The 22,152-nt window shown below is 56.2% G+C and carries 15 protein-coding genes; 3 read left to right on the top strand and 12 right to left on the bottom strand.

Annotated features, from left to right (window positions below):
- Positions 1-149 precede the first annotated feature (149 nt).
- Positions 150-659, top strand: coding sequence for a tRNA (cytidine(34)-2'-O)-methyltransferase (locus tag ACTQ1N_RS08675; RefSeq protein WP_441956371.1), 510 nt, complete (start codon positions 150-152; stop codon positions 657-659).
- Here ACTQ1N_RS08675 and ACTQ1N_RS08670 read toward each other — a convergent pair.
- The 7 genes from ACTQ1N_RS08670 to pckA all read right to left on the bottom strand — a co-directional run bounded on the left by ACTQ1N_RS08670 (position 626) and on the right by pckA (position 13,383).
- Complete coding sequence (locus ACTQ1N_RS08670) at positions 626-1,747, bottom strand: cobalt-precorrin 5A hydrolase (RefSeq protein ID WP_441956370.1); 1,122 nt, start codon at positions 1,745-1,747, stop codon at positions 626-628. The genes ACTQ1N_RS08675 and ACTQ1N_RS08670 overlap by 34 nt on opposite strands.
- A 48-nt stretch (positions 1,748-1,795) precedes the next feature.
- Complete coding sequence (locus tag ACTQ1N_RS08665; protein ID WP_235906471.1) at positions 1,796-2,776, bottom strand: serine O-acetyltransferase; 981 nt, start codon at positions 2,774-2,776, stop codon at positions 1,796-1,798.
- 61 nt (positions 2,777-2,837) lie between these two features.
- Entirely contained in the window at positions 2,838-5,918 is a 3,081-nt protein-coding gene (uvrA, locus tag ACTQ1N_RS08660; protein WP_441956369.1) for an excinuclease ABC subunit UvrA, read from the bottom strand.
- A gap of 80 nt (positions 5,919-5,998) precedes the next feature.
- The gene (gene uvrB / locus ACTQ1N_RS08655; RefSeq protein ID WP_321048344.1) at positions 5,999-7,981 is read right to left on the bottom strand and encodes an excinuclease ABC subunit UvrB; all 1,983 of its coding nucleotides are present in this window, start codon (positions 7,979-7,981) and stop codon (positions 5,999-6,001) included.
- 157 nt (positions 7,982-8,138) lie between these two features.
- Positions 8,139-9,335, bottom strand: coding sequence for a tRNA 2-thiouridine(34) synthase MnmA (gene mnmA / locus ACTQ1N_RS08650; RefSeq protein WP_441956368.1), 1,197 nt, complete (start codon positions 9,333-9,335; stop codon positions 8,139-8,141).
- Between the two features lie 51 nt (positions 9,336-9,386).
- On the bottom strand, positions 9,387-11,510 hold the full coding sequence (locus tag ACTQ1N_RS08645; RefSeq protein ID WP_441956367.1) for a glycogen debranching protein: 2,124 nt from the start codon (positions 11,508-11,510) through the stop codon (positions 9,387-9,389).
- A gap of 265 nt (positions 11,511-11,775) precedes the next feature.
- Positions 11,776-13,383 carry a phosphoenolpyruvate carboxykinase (ATP) gene (gene pckA / locus ACTQ1N_RS08640; RefSeq protein ID WP_441956366.1) on the bottom strand — a complete coding sequence of 536 codons (1,608 nt, stop codon included), beginning with the start codon at positions 13,381-13,383 and terminating at the stop codon, positions 11,776-11,778.
- Positions 13,384-13,724: 341 nt separating this feature from the next.
- Here pckA and ACTQ1N_RS08635 point away from each other — a divergent pair, with 341 nt between their 5' ends.
- On the top strand, positions 13,725-15,077 hold the full coding sequence (locus ACTQ1N_RS08635; RefSeq protein ID WP_441956365.1) for a glutamate-5-semialdehyde dehydrogenase: 1,353 nt from the start codon (positions 13,725-13,727) through the stop codon (positions 15,075-15,077).
- Between the two features lie 161 nt (positions 15,078-15,238).
- Here the strand turns inward: ACTQ1N_RS08635 and ACTQ1N_RS08630 are convergent, their stop codons facing one another.
- Both ACTQ1N_RS08630 and ACTQ1N_RS08625 read right to left on the bottom strand, forming a co-directional pair.
- Entirely contained in the window at positions 15,239-16,000 is a 762-nt protein-coding gene (locus ACTQ1N_RS08630; protein WP_441956364.1) for a UTRA domain-containing protein, read from the bottom strand.
- A gap of 115 nt (positions 16,001-16,115) precedes the next feature.
- Positions 16,116-17,291, bottom strand: coding sequence for a GNAT family N-acetyltransferase (locus ACTQ1N_RS08625; protein ID WP_441956363.1), 1,176 nt, complete (start codon positions 17,289-17,291; stop codon positions 16,116-16,118).
- A gap of 249 nt (positions 17,292-17,540) precedes the next feature.
- On the opposite strand from ACTQ1N_RS08625, the gene ACTQ1N_RS08620 reads away from it, so the two are divergent.
- A complete protein-coding gene (locus ACTQ1N_RS08620) occupies positions 17,541-18,905 on the top strand; it encodes an MATE family efflux transporter (RefSeq protein ID WP_441956362.1) in 1,365 nt (454 codons plus the stop codon).
- A gap of 11 nt (positions 18,906-18,916) precedes the next feature.
- On the opposite strand, the gene ACTQ1N_RS08615 is transcribed toward ACTQ1N_RS08620, so the two are convergent.
- The 3 genes from ACTQ1N_RS08615 to trmD are packed head-to-tail and all read right to left on the bottom strand — an operon-like array spanning position 18,917 to position 22,013.
- Positions 18,917-20,089 carry a cation diffusion facilitator family transporter gene (locus ACTQ1N_RS08615; RefSeq protein WP_441956361.1) on the bottom strand — a complete coding sequence of 391 codons (1,173 nt, stop codon included), beginning with the start codon at positions 20,087-20,089 and terminating at the stop codon, positions 18,917-18,919.
- 27 nt (positions 20,090-20,116) lie between these two features.
- Positions 20,117-21,202 (bottom strand): asparaginase, encoded by a 1,086-nt coding sequence (locus tag ACTQ1N_RS08610; RefSeq protein ID WP_441956360.1) that lies wholly within the window; start codon positions 21,200-21,202, stop codon positions 20,117-20,119.
- Positions 21,203-21,215: 13 nt separating this feature from the next.
- Complete coding sequence (gene trmD / locus ACTQ1N_RS08605) at positions 21,216-22,013, bottom strand: tRNA (guanosine(37)-N1)-methyltransferase TrmD (RefSeq protein ID WP_441956359.1); 798 nt, start codon at positions 22,011-22,013, stop codon at positions 21,216-21,218.
- Positions 22,014-22,152: the final 139 nt, after the last annotated feature.

Here is a 22,152-nt window from a genome sequence, read left to right as displayed (position 1 = left end):
GCTGATGTCCTTTTTCAACCGAATATCAGGTTTTGCGTTCCACACGGCCGGAAACGGAGACAGGCCGGCTGTTCTCCATCTTTCCCGATTCGTGATAAAATGAATGACCGTAAACGAGGGAAAAAATGAGTTTCTGAAGGATATCAGATATGCTGAACATTGTGCTTTATGAACCCGAAATTCCATACAACACCGGCAATATCGGAAGGACGTGCGTCGCTTCCGGTGCAGGACTTCATCTGATCAAACCACTCGGTTTTCAGCTGACCGACAAGTATATCCGGCGGGCAGGGCTCGACTACTGGCCGCGGCTCCATCCGACTGTCCATGAAGACTATACGGCATTCTGCCGCGCTTCCGTCGGCCACCGTGTCTGGCTGGCAACCACGAAGGCCCACCAGATCTATACGGATGTTTCCTTCGGACCGGATGATTTTATCATGTTCGGGCCGGAAAGCCGCGGCATCCCGGAGGAAATTCTGACCGCACACGAGGAAGACTGCATCCGTATCCCCATGATGGCAGGCGAGCGCTCCCTCAACCTGTGCAACTCCGCCGCCATCGTCCTGTATGAAGCGCTGCGGCAGAATCACTTCAGCGGCCTTGAACTCCATGGCGCTCTCCATCACCTGGTCTGGAAAACGGATGATTTCCAGTGATACAGCCTTGGCACCAGTGCCAGAGCCGCCGTCATACCGTTGTACGCTTTCTTTTCCACAATCAGCTTGCCAGGGAGCTCTCTGTCCATTGCTCCGAGCACCGCTGCCCGCTCACAGACATTGTCCACGCCGATTGTCTTTTCGACAAATGACGATGCGCTGAATTTCCCCGGCACCCGGATCAGCTGGGATGCCGTGTAGGTTTCAAGAGGAAGCGCCTGCTTTTCGCAGAAATACCGGATGGCTGGTCCCTGCGCCTTCAGATCGACGCTTGCCACCTTACAGATGGCTTCAATGCTGACCCCCGACACATCCAGGAAATTGAACAGAAACCGCTCCAGCTCCTCCGCAGCCACACCTCTTCTGCAGTCCACACCAAGTACCACAGCCTTCGGCACCAGCGAAAGATTGCTCTGAAAATACGGCACCTGACTGTTCAGGGACATCGTAATCCCAAGCACCGGCCTGTCCTCACACCCTTCCTCTGTGTAGGGCTCCGTCCCCGGCGGATAGCAGGTCAGTTCCTCCGGGCATGTACCGTCAACCGGAAGGAGCGGATCTGCATAAAAACCGACAGGCCGTCCGCCCAACACCGCGGAGGAGACCTCCTTGGCCAGCTCCATGCTGCCGATCACACAGTTGTTCTCCCTCGCAAATTCATCCACCGCGAATGCCGCGTGCAAATCGGCTGCGGTCGTTACAATCGCCTCCGCCCCGATCCCTGCGGCAGTCCGCCGCGCAAGGTCATTTGCCCTGCCCAGGTGTCCGGACAGCAGGGAGATCGCCCACCTGCCCCCCTCATCGACCACAACAATCGCCGGGTCTGTTGTCTTCGACTGAATCTGCGGGGCGATCAGCCTCACCGCAATCCCGACAGCCCCGACAAAGATGATCGCATCGTCTGTCAGAAAATGATCCGCCATCCACGCATGGATGTTCTTGCTGACAACATGAACCTCCTCGTCCGCGGTCTTCGACTTTCTCTCCGTCCACACATCGATATCTGTAGATGCATCATTCAGTGCATGACGAATCATCAGAGCGGTTTGTGCTCCCTTTTCCGTAAAGCAGATGCAGGATATTCTCATGAGCTTACGCGCCTCCCTCCTGTCATGTCAGGCTTATCGCCCGGCTGTTCAGATGACGTAGAACCAGCCTGAGTCTTCGGCTTCCACCTTCTCCGGAACGCCCTTTCCCTGATTGAGCACCATTTCCTGGTTCTTGACATTCACCTTGGTGTACGGCGGCACCGAGGCGGTGATGAAGCAGTTGCCGCCGATGACCGCATCGTGCCCGATAATTGTCTCCCCGCCAAGGATGGATGCCCCGGAATAGATTGTGACATTGTCCTCGATCGTCGGATGGCGTTTCCTGCCCTGAAGCTTCTGACCCAGTCTGGTTGAAAGTGCCCCGATTGTCACGCCCTGATAGATCTTCGCGTGCTCTCCGATGATCGTTGTCTCGCCGACCACGACACCTGTCGCATGGTCAATCATGAAATACTTTCCGATTGTCGCGCCGGGATGGATGTCCACGCCTGTCTTGCTGTGCGCATGCTCGGAGAGAATGCGCGGGATCATCGGAACGTGGAGCTTGTAGAGTTCATGCGCGCAGCGGTAGACCGTGATGGCATACATGCCCGGGTAGCTGAGGATAATCTCGCTCTTGGAATACGCGGCCGGGTCGCCGTCCAAAATCGCCTGAAGGTCCGTGTCCAGATATTCCCTGATCTTTGGGATCCGGCGGACGAACTCGATGGCAATCTTCTGAGACTCAGCCCTCAGCTCCTTTCCGGAGCGCCCCGTAAACTCATTGGTATACCGGAGCGCGATCTCAACCTGTTCCTCAAGATTGATGATAACGTCGTCGACAACAGTCGATATCTGCGCCTCCACGTTGTAGACACGGCCCTTGTTGTTTGGATCCCTGTAGTACCCCGGATAGATGACCTGAAAGAGCTCATGCAGAATCCGGATGACCACATCCCGGTTCGGCGCCTGTGCGCTGCTGATCTTATCGATGGCACGTCCGCCCTGATAATCATCCAGGATGGTCCGCACAACCTGCGCAGCCTCATCCTTCATGCAGAGCCCGACTGCTTTTGCTGTATTCTCCATAACGTTCTCCATGCTCGCCCCGCCGCGGCGGTTTTACTGATGCGGCAGTCTGCCGCTGCTGTCATGCCTTTTCCTGTGTCTTTTCCGGCGCCGGTTCTTTCGCCTGTCTGAGCATCTTCGCGACATAGAAACCGGTGTACGAATGCTTCACCTTTGCGACTTCCTCCGGCGTCCCCTGTGCGATCACGGTTCCGCCGCCGTCTCCGCCTTCCGGCCCCATGTCGATCAGGTAATCTGCCGTCTTGATGACATCCAGATTGTGCTCGATGACAACGACTGTGTTTCCGCCATCCGTGAGCCGCTGCAGGATCTCCACCAGCTTGCTCACATCCGCAAAGTGCAGCCCTGTTGTGGGCTCATCCAGAATGTAGATCGTCCTGCCGGTGGACCTTCTCGCCAGCTCGGTCGCCAGCTTGATGCGCTGCGCCTCCCCGCCGGAGAGCTCGGTCGACGGCTGCCCCAGCCGGATGTATCCCAGCCCGACATCGTACAGGGTCTGAATCTTGTTGCGGATGGACGGCACATGGTCAAAGAACTTCAGCGCCTCCTCCACCGTCATGTTCAGCACCTCATAGATGTTCTTCCCCTTGTAGTGGACCTCCAGCGTCTCGCGGTTGTACCGCTGACCATGGCAGACCTCGCAGGGTACATAGACATCCGGCAGGAAGTTCATCTCAATCTTGATGATGCCGTCCCCGCCGCAGGCCTCGCAGCGTCCGCCCTTGACGTTGAATGAAAATCTGCCCTTCTTGTATCCTCTCGCCTTCGCCTCCTGCGTCGCCGCGAACAGATCCCGGATCTGATCGAACACACCGGTATAGGTTGCCGGGTTGGAGCGCGGCGTCCTGCCGATCGGCGACTGATCGATGTTGATCACCTTGTCGAGGGCCTCATAGCCCTCGATTCCCCTGTGCTTTCCCGGAATGTGACGAGCCCGGTTGAGCCGGTTCGCCAGATCCTTGTAGAGGATCTCATTGACCAGGGAGCTCTTCCCGGAGCCTGACACACCTGTCACACAGGTGAAGACCCCGAGCGGGAATTTCACATCGATGTTTTTCAAATTATGTTCCTCAGCGCCCCGTACGGTCAGCCAGCCGGCCGGTTTCCTCCGGGTCTTCGGAATCGGGATTCTCAGCTCACCGGAGAGATACTTGCCGGTGATGGACTGCGGGCACTTCATGATCTCCTCCGCTGTCCCGGTTGCCACAATCTGTCCGCCGTGCTCTCCCGCACCCGGTCCGACATCGACGATGAAGTCTGCCGCGCGCATCGTGTCCTCGTCATGCTCGACAACCAGAACAGAGTTGCCCAGATCCCGGAGGCGGAGCAGCGTTTTCAGAAGCTTGTCATTATCCCGCTGGTGCAGGCCGATGGACGGCTCGTCCAGGATGTAGGCCACCCCGACCAGCCCGGATCCGATCTGCGTCGCAAGCCGGATCCGCTGTGCTTCTCCGCCGGAAAGGGTTGCGGTTCCCCTTCCCAGAGACAGATAATCGAGGCCGACATCGTTCAGAAACCGGACGCGTGCCCGGATCTCCTTCAGAATCTGGTCGCCGACCTGCATCATCTGCGTCGACAGTCCCAGATCAGCCGTGCTCAGATACTCGAGCAGGTCCGCCACGGACATGTTCGTCATCTCGTAGATGTTTTTCCCGCCGATCGTGACGGCAAGTGCCTCCTTCTTCAGACGCTGCCCATGGCAGGCCGGACAGGGCGTCACACGCATGAATGTCTCGTATTCCGCCTTCATGGCTTCCCCGAACGTCTCCCGGTAACGTCTCTGCACATTGCTGATCAGGCCCTCGAACGCGACATTGTAGACGCCCTCGCCCCTCTGACCCTTATAATGGACGGCGACCTCACGCCCGCCTGTCCCGTAGATCAGGATATCATGGATCTTCTTCGGATAATCCCGGAATGGTGTATCCAGTCTGAATCCATAGGCATCCGCAAGCGCGACCAGAAGGGCCCGCGTAAAGGATCCCTCCGCCTTCGATGACTGCCATCCGGGCACCACAATGGCTCCCTGATCGATGCTCAGCGACTTGTCCGGGATCATCAAATTCTCGTCAAACTCCATCTTGTAGCCCAGTCCCGTGCACTCCGGGCATGCGCCATAGGGGTTGTTGAAGGAGAAGGATCTCGGCTCGATCTCTGCAATCGAGGTTCCGTCATACGGGCAGGAGAAATTCTCCGAAAAAATGAGCATCTCCGTCTCTTTATGCGTATCCGGGGCTTCCTCGGACATATCCCCGGCAGCGCGGGCACCTGCCCTGACAGGCGCCTGCACGTCCCCTTCTGATGCCGGATGGGCTGCTGTATCCTCCATCCCGATTCCATGATTCTGAACTCTGCCGATTTCGTCCGGATGAAGGTCCTTCTCCGTCTTCGGTCTCTGCACCTCGACATAGGCCAGTCCGTCTGCCAGCGCCAGAACCTGTTCCAGCGATTCTGTCAGGCGCTTCTCGATTCCCGGCTTCACAATCAGCCGGTCAACCAGGATCTCGATATTATGCTTGACATTCTTGTCCAGCTTCACCTGCTCGCTGAGTTCATACAGGTTCCCGTCGATCCGTACACGGACATAGCCGGAGCGCCTTGCATGTTCAAGAAGCTTGGTATGCTCCCCCTTCCTGCCTCTCACGACCGGTGCAAGCAGCTGGATCCGGCTTCTCTCCGGAAGCTTCATGATAGCGTCCGTCATCTGATCGACGGTCTGCTTTCTGATCTCCCTGCCGCATGTGGGGCAGTGCACCGTTCCGCAGCGGGCATAGAGCAGACGAAAATAATCATAAATCTCCGTCACCGTCCCGACTGTCGAGCGCGGATTGTGGTTTGTGGACTTCTGGTCGATGGAGATTGCAGGTGGGAGGCCCTCGATGCTGTCCACCTTCGGCTTCTCCATCTGGCCGAGGAACTGGCGTGCATAGCTGGAGAGCGACTCCATATACCGCCGCTGTCCTTCTGCGTAGATGGTGTCAAAGGCCAGGGAGCTCTTTCCTGATCCCGACAATCCTGTCAGAACCACCAGTTCATTTCTCGGAATGTCGACATCCACATGCTTGAGATTGTTCTCAGACGCGCCGCGGATGCGGATATATTTTTTGACGTCCCTTTTCGGGGCTGGATCATATGCACACATTCAACTCTTCCTTCACTGACCGGATTCCTGACTCAAAGCTATGCCATTTGCACGAAGCTCTGTCCGCAGGCTTGTCCGATTTACTCCATCTTCTGAAGCTCTTTCTTCAGCTCGATCATCTTGTCGCGCAGCTTTGCCGCTGCCTCGAAATTCAGATCAGCGGCAGCCTTCTTCATCTGCTTCTCAACGCTGTCGATCAGCTGGCCAAGCTCTTTCTTTGACATCGACTCCGGATCCTTCTCCCAGTCCTTCTCCTTCTTTGCAATGTCCTTTGACACCGCAATCAGATCGCGGACTGCTTTCTTGATCGTCGTTGGCGTGATATGGTGTTCCTCATTGTACCGCTGCTGGACTGTTCGCCTGCGGTTTGTCTCCTCGATGGCCGCCTTCATGGAATCGGTCATCGTATCCGCGTACATGACGACATGGCCTTCCGCATTTCTGGCCGCACGCCCGATTGTCTGGATCAGCGATGTCTCCGAGCGGAGAAAGCCCTCCTTGTCCGCGTCCAGAATCGCAACCAGCGTGATCTCCGGAATATCCAGCCCCTCTCTGAGGAGGTTGATGCCGACCAGCACATCGAAGACATCCAGCCGCATGTCGCGGATGATCTTCGAGCGTTCCAGCGTATCGATGTCGGAATGCAGGTACCGGACCCGGATGTCCGCCTCCCTGAGATACTGGGTCAGGTCCTCAGCCATCCGCTTCGTCAGGGTCGTCACAAGCACCTTGTTCCCCTTCTTCGTCTCCTTCCGGATCTCTGCAATCAGGTCATCCACCTGTCCTTTGACCGGGCGGACATCGATCTTCGGGTCCAGAAGCCCCGTCGGCCGGATGATCTGCTCGGCACGCAGCATCTCGTGCCCCTTCTCATACGGGCCTGGCGTTGCGGACACGAACAGGATCTGGTCAATCTTGTTCTCGAACTCCTCGAATTTCAGCGGCCGGTTGTCAAGTGCACTCGGAAGGCGGAATCCATAGTCGATCAGCGTCTGCTTCCGGCTTCTGTCGCCGTTGTACATCGCGTTGATCTGCGGCAGCGTCATGTGGGACTCGTCGATGATGATCAGAAACTCGTCCGGGAAATAATCCATCAGCGTCTGCGGCGGCGAGCCCGGTTCCCGGCCTTCCATATGGCGGGAGTAGTTCTCGATCCCGGTGCAGAAACCCGTCTCCCGAAGCATCTCGATGTCATAGTTCGTCCGCTCGGCGATGCGCTGCGCCTCCAGCAGCTTGTCCTCCGACTTGAAATATTTCACGCGCTCCTCGAGCTCCGCCTTGATGCTCTCTGTCGCTTTCACAATCTTGTCCTGCGGCATCACGTAGTGGGATGCCGGAAAGACAGCGATAAAGTTCAGTTCCCGCCGAACCTGTCCGGTGAGGGGATCGATCTCGCAGATCCGGTCGATCTCGTCCCCGAAGAACTCCACCCGGTACGCATATTCATCCGTATCGGCCGGAAAGATGTCGAGGGTATCCCCCTTCACGCGAAATGTAGACCGGTGGAAATCCATTTCGTTGCGGTCATAGTGAAGACTGATCAGCTTCTTCATGACCTCGTCCCGGTCCCGCTCCTCGCCCGGCCGAAGGTAGAGCGCCATCTCCTTGAAGTCGATCGGACTGCCCAGACCGTAGATACAGGAGACCGAACTGACGACAATCACATCGTTTCTGGACGTCAGCGAGGCGGTTGCCGACAGGCGCAGCTTGTCGATCTCATCGTTGATCATCGAGTCTTTCTCGATATACGTGTCTGTCTGCGGCACATATGCCTCCGGCTGGTAGTAATCGTAGTAGGAGACAAAATACTCGACGGCGTTCTCCGGAAAGAACTCCTTGAACTCGCCGTAGAGCTGCGCGGCCAGCGTCTTGTTGTGCGCGATGACCAGCGTCGGCTTCTGGAGCTGCTGGACGACATTCGCCATCGTGTAGGTCTTTCCGGAGCCTGTCACGCCGAGCAGGGTCTCCATCTGGTTGCCTTCCCGAAAGCCTTCCACCAGTTCCCTGATCGCCTCCGGCTGATCGCCGGTCGGCTGATAGGGTGCGTGAAGCCTGAAATCCATGCACATCCTCCTTCTGCCTGTTTCTGTTCTGACGCATACGTGGACACGTCTGCCGCGCTGTCACGATTTCTCTTGCGCATACACATGCTCTCGATCTGGCAACGCCTCGCCGTCGATCCGCCCTGCGCGTATAGAGGTTCTGCGCCGCCTGCCATTCTTATGTGCGCGGCACTCTGGTGATGGTTCCGCCGCCGATCACGCGCTCGCCGTCGTACAGAACGAGCGCCTGCCCGAGTGTAAGCGCCCTCTGCGGTTCGTCAAAGGTAAATGAAACACCGCCGTCATCCAGAACGACTGCTGTGCCGGCAGCCTCCACGGCGCGGTAGCGGGGCTTCGCCGTTGCGCGAAGCACTGTACCGGGTGCCGGGCGCCTCTGTCCGGCACAACCCCCGGCGTCCTGCTGTTCTGTTCCGCTTTCGATGTCTTCGAAATGACAGGTTTTCTCCGCACCCGGCCACCAGATCCAGTTGAAATCCCCGGCCTCCAGGCGGCTGGAATACAGCCCGCTGTTCTCAGAGAGAATCACCTCGTTCTTCTCCATATCCTTGGCCTTGACATACATCGGATGAGGAAGCGCCAGTCCGAGCCCTTTTCGCTGTCCGATGGTATAACGGATCAGTCCTTTGTGCTCGCCCAGCACCCTTCCATCCTCGTCCACAAATCTGCCGTGCGGATAGGTATGCCCGATCTGCCGCTCGATGAAATCTCCATAGTCTCCATTCTGAACAAAGCAGATATCCTGCGAGTCCGGCTTCTGCGCGTTCACAAAGCCATATTCCTCCGCCGTCTGCCTTACCTGTTCCTTATCTCTGTAGCTTCCAAGCGGGAAAACGGTATGCGCGAGCTGATCCTGCGTCATCGCGTACAGCACATAGGTCTGATCCTTGGCCGGATTCTCCGACCTCAGGAGCTGCCACCTCCCGCTCTTTTCGTCGTAGTGCGTCCTGGCATAATGGCCGGTCACGATGGTATCGCAGGACAGCTCCCTCGCACGGTCATACAGCTTGTCAAACTTCATATATCGATTGCAATCGATACACGGGTTCGGTGTTCCGCCTTCCTCATATGTCCGGATAAATTTATCGATAACCTTCGCCTGAAAATCATCCGCGAAGTTGAAGACATAGTACCGCATCCCCAGCCGCCCGGCAACGGCCCGCGCATCTTCCACGTCGTCCAGGCTGCAGCAGGTATGCGTCCGGCACACCCCGATATCCTCATTGGAATAGAGCTTCATTGTAACACCGATGCACTCATATCCCATCTTCAGCATCAGAGCTGCCGCGACGGAGGAATCCACCCCTCCGCTCATCGCAATCAGCGCTCTCTTCTCTGCATGCTCTTTTTCAGACATCTCTCTCTCCTGTTGCCTGCCAGGCCATCCAATGCTGCCCGAACCATCCCGTTAACTTTGCTGCGGGATAAACGATTCCGCCACCAGCACTGCCAGCGATCTCGGCTGCATGACGACCCGCTTCCAGGCCATCCCGCGCTCCTCCCCGGCCGTTGATACGACCAGGTGCCAGCTCTTTCCCTCCGGCAGATCCGGAAGCTGGATCTCCACACCTTCCCACCAGACATTCAGACAGACGCAGACGATATCGTCATCTCTGGCATTCTCGTCATAACCGGCATAGACCACATACATGGCCCTCGTGTCCTTCGTGATCAGAGCGTTCCAGGGTGTCCCCGCATGAACGGATATGTTCGGGAAGCCGCATCTGGCAGCTTTCAAATCCCTGCGGATGCAGTCATGCTGCTTCCGGAATGCGATCATTCCTTTTGTAAACTCCAGGATGTCCCTGTTCTTGTCGCAATAATTCCAGTCCAGCCAGCTGATCTCATTGTCCTGGCAGTAGGCATTATTGTTGCCGAACTGTGTATTTGCAAACTCATCCCCTGCCAGAAACATCGGCGTCCCCCGGCTCATCAGAAGAATTCCCATCGCATTCTTCATCATCCGGGTACGGAGCTTCTCGATTTCCGGATTCGCGGACGGTCCTTCCTCGCCGCAGTTCCAGCTGCGGTTATCATCCGCACCGTCCGAGTTGCCCCAGCCGTTTGCCTCGTTGTGCTTGCCGTTGTATGCATACAGGTCGTACAGCGTGAATCCATCATGACAGGTAATGAAATTGACGGATGAGTTATATCCCAAATATCCTCTCGGGCTCCTGCCCTGTTCCGCCGGCTTGTCCGAATACAGATCCGGAGATCCGATCATCCGCTTCGCCGCCTCCGGCGCCATCCAGATATCGCCCTTCAGGTACGACCGAAGCGCGTCCCTGTACTTCCCGTTCCACTCTGCCCATCTGCTCCAGGCCGGAAAGTTTCCCACCTGGTACATGCCGCCCGCATCCCAGGCCTCCGCGATCAGCTTCACGCCAGACAGCAGCGGATCCCGTGCCAGACGGTACAGAAGGGGCGGGTATTCCATCGGGGAGCCATCCTCATTACGCCCAAGGATGCTGGCCAGATCGAATCTAAACCCATCGATGTGATAATTGATTGTCCAGTACCGCAGGCACTCCACGATCAGTTCCTGGACAACCGGATGATTGCAGTTGACGGTGTTCCCGCAGCCGGAGAAATTGTAGTAATTTCCATCCGGCGTCAGCATATAGTAGATATTGTTGTCGAACCCCTTGAAGGATATGAACGGCCCGTCTTCATTCCCCTCCGCGGTATGGTTGAAAACCACGTCCAGGATGACCTGGATGCCTGCCGCATGGAGATCGCGGATCAGAGACCGCAGCTCGTCCCCCTCGTGATTGTACTCCTGCTCCGAGCAATAGCTCGTATTGGGGGCAAAATAGCTGACCGTGTTATATCCCCAGTAATCGATCAGTTCCTTTCCGTCAAAGTGCCTGCAGTTCTGCATTTCATCAAACTCGAAGATCGGCATCATCTCAACTGCCGTGATCCCGAGCCACTTCAGATACGGAATTTTTTCCCGGAGTCCCTGAAATGTACCTGGCGCCGTCACGCCGGCGCTCTTTCCCATCGTGAAGCCTCTCACATGGAGCTCATAGATCACCAGATCCTCCATCGGAACAGACTGGTGATCATTATCCCAGTCGTAGGATGTCTGGACGACCCGCGCGCGGTACTTCGGCACATCGTCCTTCTTTCCCCAGATCCGCTGTCCCGTCACGGCCTTCGCATAGATATCAAGCAGCTCATGCCGCCGGTCAAACAGCAGCCCCTTCTCCGGGTTCCATGGCCCGTCCACCGAATACGCATACTCAAACTGGGAAATGTCAAGGCCGAACACAACCATCGACCAGACTGAACCAATCCGGTATGTCTTTGGAAACACGATCTCAGAGTATGGTTTCTCTTCTCCTTTATGATACAGCAGGAGCGACACCGCCGTAGCGCCGGCTGAATGGACCGTAAAGCTTACCGCACCATCATAGCCAAGCGGAATCGCTCCATTGCGGTCAAACAGCCCCGGGCATACCGGATATCCGGACGCCGAGTCGAGCGGGTGCAGTGTGACACTCCTGGTATTCTGATCCTGATCCGCCATAACATCTCATCTCTTTCTTTTATCCTGCAAGGTCAGTCTGTCACGACAGTATAGCACACAATCGGCAGATCCGCCCAGACCACCTGTAAGCCCGCCCTGTCGGGCAGAACCACTTGTCCGGGCTTCGCCCCGCCGTCATCTCGTGCTCCGCACCCGATGATAAGCAGCCGCCTCCAAAAAAGAAGCCCGGGTGAGTCATCACCCGGGCTTCTCCCATCTTCATGCACAGCAGGGACACCCCTCCTGTACTGATATGTCTTTCAAATTACAGCTTCGGTCCTGCAGCAACAAGTGCCTTGCCGGCATCGTTGTTCTCATACTTATGGAAGTTCTTGATGAACCTCTCAGCAAGATCCTTTGCCTTTGCATCCCAGTCAGCCGGGTTTGCATAGGTGTCACGCGGATCAAGAATCGCCGGATCAACACCCGGAAGCTCTGTCGGAACAACGAAATCGAAGTACGGAATCGTCTTGGTCGGAGCCTTCAGAGCAGCGCCGCTCTGGATCGCCGTGATGATTCCACGCGTATCCTTGATGGAGATACGCTTGCCGGTTCCGTTCCAGCCGGTATTGACAAGGTATGCCTTTGCGCCGGACTTCTTCATTCTCTTGACAAGCTCCTCTGCATACTTTGTCGGATGCAGCTCCAGGAATGCCTGGCCGAAGCAAGCGGAGAAGGTCGGGGTCGGCTCAGTGATGCCGCGCTCGGTTCCTGCAAGCTTTGCAGTGAAGCCGGACAGGAAGTAGTACTTCGTCTGCTCAGCGTTCAGGATGGAAACCGGCGGAAGAACACCGAATGCATCAGCGGACAGGAAGATGACGTTCTCGCCAGCCGGGCCATGGGAAATCGGCTTTACAATCTTCTCGATGTGATAGATCGGATAGGAGACACGGGTGTTCTCGGTCACGCTCTTGTCAGCGAAATCAAGCTTTCCGGTCTTCTCATCAACCGTGACGTTCTCAAGAAGAGCATCTCTCTTGATTGCGCCGTAGATATCCGGCTCAGCATCCTTGTCCAGGTTGATAACCTTTGCATAGCAGCCGCCCTCGAAGTTGAAGACGCCGTTGTCATCCCAGCCGTGCTCGTCATCGCCGATCAGCAGTCTCTTCGGATCGGTGGAAAGGGTGGTCTTGCCGGTTCCGGACAGGCCGAAGAAGATGCAGGTGTGCTCGCCGTTCAGGTCTGTGTTAGCAGAGCAGTGCATGGAAGCGATGCCCTTCAGCGGCAGATAGTAGTTCATCATGGAGAACATACCCTTCTTCATCTCTCCGCCGTACCAGGTGTTGATGATAACCTGCTCACGTGAGGAAACGTTGAAGGCAACGCAGGTCTCGCTGCGGAGTCCCAGCTCCTTGTAGTTCTCAACCTTCGCCTTGGAAGCGTTGTAGATGACGAAATCCGGCTTGAAGTCCTTCAGCTCTTCTTCCGTCGGTCTGATGAACATGTTCTTGACGAAATGAGCCTGCCATGCAACCTCGACGATGAAGCGGATTGCCATGCGGGTATCCTCGTTAGCGCCGCAGAAACCATCGACGACGAAGAGTCTCTTTCCGGACAGCTCCTTCTTCGCGATCTCCTTGACAGCCGCCCAGGTCTCCTCGCTCATCGGATGGTTATCATTCGGATACTCCGGGGTGTTCCACCATACAGTGTTCTCGGACTGTGCATCCTTGACGATGTACTTGTCTTTCGGAGAACGTCCGGTGAAGATACCAGTCTTGACGTCAACTGCGCCAAGCTCACTCTCCACGCCTTTCTCAAAACCGGTAAGCTCCGGCTTGGTCTCCTCCTCAAAGAGCAGCTCGTAGGACGGGTTGTAAACAACCTCCTTGACATTCTCAATGCCATACTGAGACAGATCAATATTTGCCATTGCAGAACCTCTTTTCTTAAAACGATTACGTTTGCAACATTCAGGGGCATCGCTTTCTGCCCCTGACCGACTGTATTATACAGAACAAACGCCTATAAATCAACATCCTGCACCTTCTTTGATACAAAATACAAGGCGGAACAAAGCAGAAATTCTGTGGATTTTCTGTGATTTCCAGCTGGAAATCAGAAGGTGGAAGCCTCCCTGTTCTGCCCCGGTGTGGTATAGTAGCCTCAGTTGCTACAGATCACCCGGCAGGGAACTGTCAGGTTGTACACAGGCACCCAGACAGGCGGCAGAGAAGCGCACCTGCCCGCCTGATCATATGCAGGAGGATCGATATGGGAATCCGGGAACATGTCCAGCTCATGAAACAGTCAAGTCCGCAGATGGCAGCCTCGCCGCTCGGTCTTCGGGATCGGGCGCTCCAATTCGTGAAGGAGTCCCTTCTTCATAATAAAGAAGCAATCTTCAAGGCCAATGAGGAGGATCTTCACCGTGCCGATGCCCGGCAGATCGCGCCGGCTGTAAGAAAGCGGCTGAAATTCGATGCGCACAAGCTTGCGGACGTCTGTGCCGGGATTGACAGTCTGCTTTCCCTCCCGGATCCAGTCGGCCGGGTCACCCTGAACCGGGAACTCGACGCAGGACTCGTTCTCCGCCGCGTGACCGTGCCGATCGGCGTGATCGGTATCATCTTTGAAGCCCGTCCGGATGCCCTTGTCCAGATCAGCTGCCTCTGCATCAAGAGCGGGAACTGTGCTGTCCTGAAAGGCGGAAAGGAAACGGCCTCCACAAACAAAATCCTCTTCGACCTCATCCACCAGGCGGCTGTCTCCGCCGGCCTTCCGGACAGCTGTCTGCTCCAGGCCTCCGCCCACAGCGAGATTGATGAACTGCTGGAGTGTGATGACTGCGTGGACCTGCTGATCCCGAGAGGCTCCAACCAGTTTGTCCGCTATATTATGGAACACACGAGGATTCCGGTCATGGGTCACTCCGACGGCATCTGCAGCATCTATGTGGATGAGCATGCAGATTTCGGGAAAGCCATCCCGATCCTCATCGACGCGAAAACGCAGTACACGGCGGCCTGCAACGCTGCCGAAACGCTGCTCGTCAACCGAAAGATCGCGCCGGCATTCCTCCCTCTTGCCGCGAAGGCTCTCGCAGAGGCTGGCGTCCGGCTGAGGGGAACGGAGGAGGCCGCGCAGATCCTGCAGAAGGCAGTGAAAACGCCAGTCGATTCCAGTGCTTCTCCAAGTCTCCCGGATGGCACCATCCACAGCGAAGATATCCTTCAGGACACCGATTTTCATAAGGAATATCTGGATCTGGTCCTCGCCGTAAAGCTGGTTGACTCTGTCGAGGAAGCCGCGGCCCACATCAACCGCTATGGCTCGCATCACACGGACTGCATCATCACGGAGGACGATGCAGCCGGTGAGCGGTTCATGTCCCTTGTGGACTCCGCGGGCGTCTACCGCAACTGCTCGACCCGCTTTGCCGACGGGTTCCGCTACGGGTTCGGTGCCGAGGTCGGAATCTCGACCGGAAAACTCCACGCCCGCGGCCCCGTCGGTCTGGACGGGCTCGTCACATACAAATACCGCCTGTACGGCTCCGGCCAGGTCGTAGGCGACTACGCCTCCGGTGCGAAGTCGTTTCATTTCAAAGACCTCCCTCTGAACTGAAACGGAGTGTCCTGCATCCATCCTGCTTCAGCTTTTCAGACAGGACCGGAGAAAATAAAAAGATGGCGGGGATTCGGACTGATCCGGCCTCCCCGCCATCTTTTTCATTACACTTTCATGCTCCGTACCGAGTGATAGAGTGGTGGCTTCACTGCCCCTTCTCAGTGTCCCTCCATGAAGCTTGTATCCTCCATCTTCTCCTTGTGACGGATAGCCGTTGTCTGGAAACAGAAGTAATCCGGACGGTGCCGTGATTCCGTATACTCGAACATCACGCCCTCTGAGTTAAATGTCTGTCCGGTCACCACCCCGAGGCAGTCATATCCGTTCAGCACCAGGTTTTCCTCATCAACCTGCGTAACCCGCTCGACGGTGATCTGACGCTTGCTCATCACAATCTGCATACCCAGCTGCTTCTCAATATACTGGTAGATGGAATGGACACAGATCTCCTTCGTCAGCCCCGGGACAAGACTCTTGTCAAGGACGCTGACATCAAAGATGCACGGCTCCCCATCCAGCAGCCGCACGCGCTGCACAAAATAGAGCTCCTTCCCGACCGGGAATCCTGTCCGCTTCGCGACATGTTCATCCGCTGTAATTTCCGTGAACAGCACCAGTTTCGTTGTCGTCTTCAGGTTGTTCCGCTGCGCAGACTCCCGGAATGTCTCAATCCCCCCGATCAGGAAAGAGGAAGGTTTTTCCGATCTGGTGTAAATGATGCGGACCCCTCTCCCATGCATCGGCTGGACGTATCCCTCCTCCGCCAGCATGGCAATCGCCCTGCGGACGGTATTTCTGCTGCAGCTGAACCGGATGATCAGCTGATTTTCGGACGGCATCAGGGATTGATACGGCAGTTTCTCGCTCTCTATGTCAGACTTCAGTTCCCGGTATATGGCTTCAAACTTGGATTTTGGCATCGGCACGCTCCCCCTCGCGGAAAGGATTGTTTAAACATATCTCCTCCTATTTTATACAGGAAGCGGAAGATCGTCAAGCTACTCTTCCCTGCCCGATGCATTCTCCGAGGTGTCGTCACACTGTCAGGCTTTCCGCGGCTTCATCGTCCTGCATCAGCCACTCCTCCCTCGTCATCACATTTACAATCTCCTCACGGACCTCCCCCAGAAGCTTCACCTCTGCCTTCTCATCCACATGATGATAATGAAATCCCAGCCGTTTCTGCGTCGCGGCTGAACGTTCATTTCCGCGGTAGAAGCCGCACCAGATTCTGGAAAGGTTCAGATCCCGGAATCCATGGGCGATCACCGCCTTAGCCGCTTCGGTCATCAGACCGGCTCCCCAGTATTTCTCGCCAAGCCAGTAGCCAATTTCCGCCTCGAACTGAACGCCAGGCTGCACCTCGCCGCTCTCCGGCATGGTACAGATCAGCGGACTTTTTGTCCTGCGCTCGTCGTAGAAGGTCAGCAGGCTCCCGTTTTCATCAGCAAGGCGGAAGTTCTGAAGCGCGACCGCGCCGACCGGATCAGCGGTATCGCGCAGGACAATCGCATAAACCTCCGGCCTGCTCAGGACGTCACGGATGACCCCCAGACTCTCCTGCGGGCTTTTGTGCGGCGGCCAGCCGGCCGGAAGACCGATCGCCGGATTGCTTGCCTGCTCATAGAGTGAACGAGCATCCCGCTCCAGAAATGGTCTCAGGATCAGCCTGTCCGTGACCAGACAGTTGTGCTCATTCAGGGAAGCGCGGATCAGATCCCCTTTCCGGTAAACCAGCTTCAGGGAGAAAAACGGCACCTCAGGCTCCGCAAAAATCAGCGACAGGAAGATCCGGTCGCCTGCCCAGTGCGGGATCCGGGTCAGGCGGCTCTTCGGCAGCCAGGCCAGGTCGCCCTCCTCAAAAGAGACAACTTCGTCATCTGCGCTCTGCCCGTCATCGCGGGTCTGATCATCGCGGGTCTGATTTTCTCCTGCCTTATGAAATGCCGTCACCAGAAACAGGTGCATGAACTCTGTCTCCGCATCATCGTTCTGAAATGTCACAATCCCACAATAACGATACCGGTCGATATGAAGACCGGTTTCCTCCAGCACCTCTCTCCGCATGCAGTCCTCGGGACACTCCCCCTGCTCAAACTTGCCTCCGACGCCAATCCATTTCCCGTGATTCTCGTCGTTCTCCTTGCGGATCCTGTGCAGCATCAGCACCTTCTCATCCTTCACAATATATACAAGGGACGTCTCTCTCATCGTTCTCTCCAATCTCTCCATTCAGAAGGCGTTCTGATGTATCCGCCCGGGTCATCGGTATGATTTTGCCTCGCGCGCCATGTCAAATTCATGGAATTTCGTATTTGAAAAAGGTCAAAGTTCTGCATTGACAACCTATACACTGTCCCATAAGATACCACTGTTTTACCAAAGAAAGAAGACCAAAGGCCACATTCAGAAACGCTCCCTGCGGGGAACATTCTGCAGCATGCAAGGGGGATCAGGTTTATGCAGACAGACATGACAAAGGGGAATCCATTTTCCATCATCATCCGGTTCATGCTTCCGCTCATGCTCGGGAATATATTCCAGCAGCTCTACAACATGGCAGACACCATCATTGTCGGGCGGACTGTCGGGCAGACCGCTCTGGCAGCTGTCGGCTCCACCGGCACCGTCATGTTCCTGATGCAGGGATTCGCGATCGGCCTGACGACCGGCTTCACCGTCCTGACCAGCCAGGCCTTCGGTGCCGGGGATAAACGGCGTACCCGCCGCTCGGTGGCGAATGCGGTTCTGCTTGCCCTGATCACAACTGCCGCTGTCACCGCTGTTTTTGTTGTCTTCATGAAGCAGATCCTGCATCTGATGAATACGCCGTCCGACATCTTTGAGGATGCCTACAGCTACATCTACACAATCGCGTGGGGGCTTGTCTGCTGTGTCTTCTACAACCTCGGAAGCTCGCTTTTGCGCGCGGTCGGGAACAGCAAGGTTCCGCTTTTCACTCTGCTGTTCTCTGCTGTCCTGAACGTGTTCCTGGACCTTTTGCTGATCCTTGCCTTCCACATGGGAACCCGGGGCGCCGCTGTCGCGACCAATATCTCCCAGGCCATCTCTGCAGTTCTCTGCTTCCTCTACATCAGCAGGAAGGAGAAGCTCCTGATCCCGCACAGAGACGAATGGTACATCGGCAGGGCTGATACAGTCTTCCAGCTCCACGTCGGTCTGCCGATGGCCCTACAGTTCGCCATCACAGCCTCCGGAACCATGATTCAGCAGACCGCGATCAACACCTTCGGATCGACCGCCGTGGCTTCATTTACATCGGCATCGAAGTTCCAGAACATCATGACCCAGAGCATGGTCTCGATGGGACAGACCATGGCCACCTACAGCGGGCAGAACTATGGAGCCGGCCGGATTGACCGCATCCACCTGGGTGTCCGGACTGCCGCTGCCTTCTCCGCTGCGCTCTCCGTTGTCGAAGGCCTCATCGTCTGGTTCCTCACCCCGTACACACTCGGGCTGTTCTTCAGCAGTCAGACCAATGTGCAGAAGCTCCTTCCCTGGGCGACACCGTACATCGGCTCCTGTGTGCTCTGCTATATTCCGCTCTCCCTGCTGTTCATCTACCGGAATACGATGCAGGGCTGCGGCTACGGACTGCTCCCGATGCTGGGCGGCGTGATGGAGCTGGCTGCACGTCTGACTGCCTCCCTGCTGGCCATCCACACGGGTGTCTACCTGTTCGCTGCTGTCAGCGATCCCAGTGCATGGGTTGCCGCCGGCATCTTCACAGGTCTTGCATACCTGTATGTCATGAAAGACATCCATAAAAAACAGGCCGAGCTCCAGAGAGCTTCGGCCTGAAGGCAGATCTGTTATTCTTCCGAGAAGTCTGTATCCATCGCAGCTGTCACCTGATAGTCCGGGAAGGCTTCTCTGACCTTGTTCAGCATGGCCTGATAGAGCTTCCCGCGGTCCTTCTCATTGAAGCTGACAACCATATCAAAGCGCATCGCCTTCTTCTCTTTCTCGACATAGAAGCCATGCACCTGAAGCACATTGGGATTCTCCTTGAGAATGCTGACAAGCTTGTCGCGCATCTGCGTGACCTCCGGATCCTTCGTGTTGTAAGAGTACACGCTGATCGCAGTCAGCAACACACCCTCTTCCTGATAGACCTTTGCGCTGATTGCCCTTGTCAGACTGTCTATTTCGTCCGCATTCAGTGTATCGCACACCTCGACATGAATCGATCCATTATAGACATCCGGTCCATAGTTGTTGAGGACCAGATCGTACGCTCCGCGTACTTCCGGAAATGAACAGACATCTGCCTTGATCTTTCTTGCAAGATCCGCGCTCGCTTCCTCACCCAGAATTTCCGAGAGCGTTTCCCGCAGCATGTCAATTCCGGACTTGATGATCACAGCGGAAATCACCGCGCCGAGCCAGGCCTCCAGCGAGACGTGCGCTGTCAGGTAGATGGCAGCCGCCGCCAGTGTCGAGGCAGAGATCACGGAATCCATGATGGCATCCTGTCCGGAGTTGACCAGGGAATCGGAGTTGACCTTCTTGCCGGTTGCCTTCACAAACCGTCCGAGCACAATCTTCACAAGCACTGCTACCGCAACGATCACCAGCGTCACGACTGTATACTCCGGTGTCTGCGGATGGATGATCTTTTTAACGGACTCCTGCAGCGACGTAATGCCGGCATACAGTACGATCAGCGAAATCACCATCGCGCTCAGGTACTCCATCCGGCCATAGCCGAACGGATGCTTCTTGTCCGCCGGACGCCCCGCCAGCTTTGTTCCGACAATCGTAATGATCGATGAAGCCGCATCGCTCAGGTTATTGACAGCGTCCATCACGATGGCAACCGATCCGGACGCCGCTCCCACAACTGCCTTGAAACCTGCCAGCAGGACATTGGCAAAAATCCCGATCAGACTGGTCCTGACAATCGTCCGCCCTCTTTTCTCACTTTCATTCTTCTCCTCATCAGACTCTACCGCGAGCCTGGATTCCTTCAATGATACTGACATAATAAATCCTCCTCTCCTGCCTGTCTCTCACGGTCTCAGCGGCGAAAAAAGCAGATCCCTGCCAATCGGCGTATAGAACAGTTCCCGGAACTTGTCCGCATCCTTCGTCTGTCCAAGTGCCCACATCGTCTTCGTCACGCAGGCCTCCAGCGTCATATCGTAGGATTCCGGAAGATCGAACCGGTTCTTCATCGTCTTTCCAACCTCATACACCGACATGTCACTGCCCTCGTGGACAACCTGGGTTGCCATGATGACCTGCTTTCCATCCGCGATGTATCGGGAAATGGCATCCGCGTAGCTGACCGGTACATCCTCTTCGGGAACACTCGCCGCCCCGGCTTCTGCCTGCCCATCCGGCAAAGTGCCACCCTGCGCCGGTGTACAGTTCGGCAGTCCGCCGACGCCGAACGACTCAATGATCACAGCGTCCGTACGGCTTCGCATCAGGTCGATCAGGCTGCCGTTCTCTCCAGGGATCAGTTTATGCAGCATGACGCGCCTGTCAAGATTATGATACACCTTCAGCGGCCTTGTAATCATAAACTTGTCGTCAATGTAGAATGCAATCCGGTCATCCTGAATCACCGCTATGGTCGGATAATTGATGCTGGAGAATGCATTATAGCTCTTCGAACGCTCCTTCTTTGCCCTTGTTCCGGCGATCACCTGACCGCCAAACACAATGTTGACCCCGCAGGCACGCTCATCGCAGACAAACCGGAGACTGTCCAGAAGATTCGTCCTGGCATCCGTGACTGCCAGGTCAATCGGCTTCTGCGCACCGGTAATCACAATCGGCTTCCGGCTGTTCTGAACCAGATAGGACAGCGCGGCAGCCGTGTACGCCATCGTGTCTGTCCCATGGCAGATCACAAACCCATCGTAATGATCGTACTTCTTCTCAATCAGATCCGCCAGGATCAGCCACTGATCCGGCCCGACATTGGTCGAGTCCAGAAAAAACGGCTGAACCGTGTCGATCTGGCAGAACGCACCGGCTGCCGGAATATAGGTCAGAAGCTCCTGCGCCGTGATCGCCGGGCTGAGCCCGTCCTTCGTGTATTTGGAAGCAATGGTGCCTCCGGTCGCAATCAGAAGAATATGTTTCATCGATAATTCCCTCTTACCCTCTGCCGGCTTCCCGGATCGTCTGAAGCAGCTGTCTCTCATCATCTGTCAGCTTTTCCGTCTCAAGCAGGTGCCGCTCCTCGTCTGACAGTCCTCTCCTTCTGAGCAGGTCCGGTCTCCGCCTCAGAGTTCTGATCAGTGACTGTCTCAAACGCCATTCTTCCGTCTTCTGATGATCCCCTGTCAGCAGCGCTTCCGGAACCGGCTCCCCTTCCACAATCAGAGGCTTTGTATACTGCGGATACTCCAGCAGTCCTTCCTCAAATGACTCTCTCTGCGTGCTCTCTTTCCTCAGGACCCCGTCCAGCAGACGGATGACGGAATCCATCACAACCTTCGCCGGGAGTTCGCCCCCGGTCAGGATATAGTCCCCGATAGAAATCTCCTCGTCGGCATGGCGCATGACGCGCTCGTCCATGCCCTCATAATGCCCGCAGACCAGAATCAGGTGTTCCTTCTCCGACAGCCTTCTGGCAGTCTGCTGGCTGTACAGCCGGCCTGCCGGTGTCATGACGCAGACATACCCCTGCGCGGCCTGTGTCATATCTTCCGCCCGGCCGGTGTTTTTCTGTACGTCCTTCAGCGCATCCAAAATGGGCTGTGCCCGCATAACCATGCCGGCGCCGCCTCCATATGTATCATCATCGATATGTCTGAAGCTTCCGCCCGCAAACCTCCGGATGTCGACAATCTCAATCGAAGCAGTCCCGCGGCTGACCGCCCTCGCGATCACCGGCTCCCTCAGGAACCCGTCAAACATCTCCGGGAAAATTGTCAGTACCGATATCTTCATATCCGTCCGCTCAGGAATGATGTCCGTGCCGCGGCGTATAGAAGATCAGCGCCTCCACCGCCCAGGCAGCGATGTCCAGTATGATCATCCAGGCAAGAAATTTCCACATAAAGCCATCTCCTTCTTCTCATGAGCTATC

It is taken from the genome of Porcincola sp. LCP21S3_C12 (assembly GCF_052118625.1).
In the GTDB taxonomy this organism is placed as follows: Bacteria; Bacillota; Clostridia; order Lachnospirales; family Lachnospiraceae; genus Porcincola.
The sequence above is the reverse complement of the archived record's forward strand: the minus strand, read 5'-3'. Positions and strand labels throughout refer to the sequence as shown.

Bases quoted from the DNA above. Each gene is read 5' to 3' on its own strand.
- ACTQ1N_RS08675 (WP_441956371.1), top strand. From the start codon at position 150: ATGCTGAACATTGTGCTTTATGAACCCGAAATTCCATACAACACCGGC.
- ACTQ1N_RS08670 (WP_441956370.1), bottom strand. From the start codon at position 1,747: ATGAGAATATCCTGCATCTGCTTTACGGAAAAGGGAGCACAAACCGCT.
- ACTQ1N_RS08665 (WP_235906471.1), bottom strand. From the start codon at position 2,776: ATGGAGAATACAGCAAAAGCAGTCGGGCTCTGCATGAAGGATGAGGCT.
- uvrA (WP_441956369.1), bottom strand. From the start codon at position 5,918: ATGTGTGCATATGATCCAGCCCCGAAAAGGGACGTCAAAAAATATATC.
- uvrB (WP_321048344.1), bottom strand. From the start codon at position 7,981: ATGGATTTCAGGCTTCACGCACCCTATCAGCCGACCGGCGATCAGCCG.
- mnmA (WP_441956368.1), bottom strand. From the start codon at position 9,335: ATGTCTGAAAAAGAGCATGCAGAGAAGAGAGCGCTGATTGCGATGAGC.
- ACTQ1N_RS08645 (WP_441956367.1), bottom strand. From the start codon at position 11,510: ATGGCGGATCAGGATCAGAATACCAGGAGTGTCACACTGCACCCGCTC.
- pckA (WP_441956366.1), bottom strand. From the start codon at position 13,383: ATGGCAAATATTGATCTGTCTCAGTATGGCATTGAGAATGTCAAGGAG.
- ACTQ1N_RS08635 (WP_441956365.1), top strand. From the start codon at position 13,725: ATGGGAATCCGGGAACATGTCCAGCTCATGAAACAGTCAAGTCCGCAG.
- ACTQ1N_RS08630 (WP_441956364.1), bottom strand. From the start codon at position 16,000: ATGCCAAAATCCAAGTTTGAAGCCATATACCGGGAACTGAAGTCTGAC.
- ACTQ1N_RS08625 (WP_441956363.1), bottom strand. From the start codon at position 17,291: ATGAGAGAGACGTCCCTTGTATATATTGTGAAGGATGAGAAGGTGCTG.
- ACTQ1N_RS08620 (WP_441956362.1), top strand. From the start codon at position 17,541: ATGCAGACAGACATGACAAAGGGGAATCCATTTTCCATCATCATCCGG.
- ACTQ1N_RS08615 (WP_441956361.1), bottom strand. From the start codon at position 20,089: ATGTCAGTATCATTGAAGGAATCCAGGCTCGCGGTAGAGTCTGATGAG.
- ACTQ1N_RS08610 (WP_441956360.1), bottom strand. From the start codon at position 21,202: ATGAAACATATTCTTCTGATTGCGACCGGAGGCACCATTGCTTCCAAA.
- trmD (WP_441956359.1), bottom strand. From the start codon at position 22,013: ATGAAGATATCGGTACTGACAATTTTCCCGGAGATGTTTGACGGGTTC.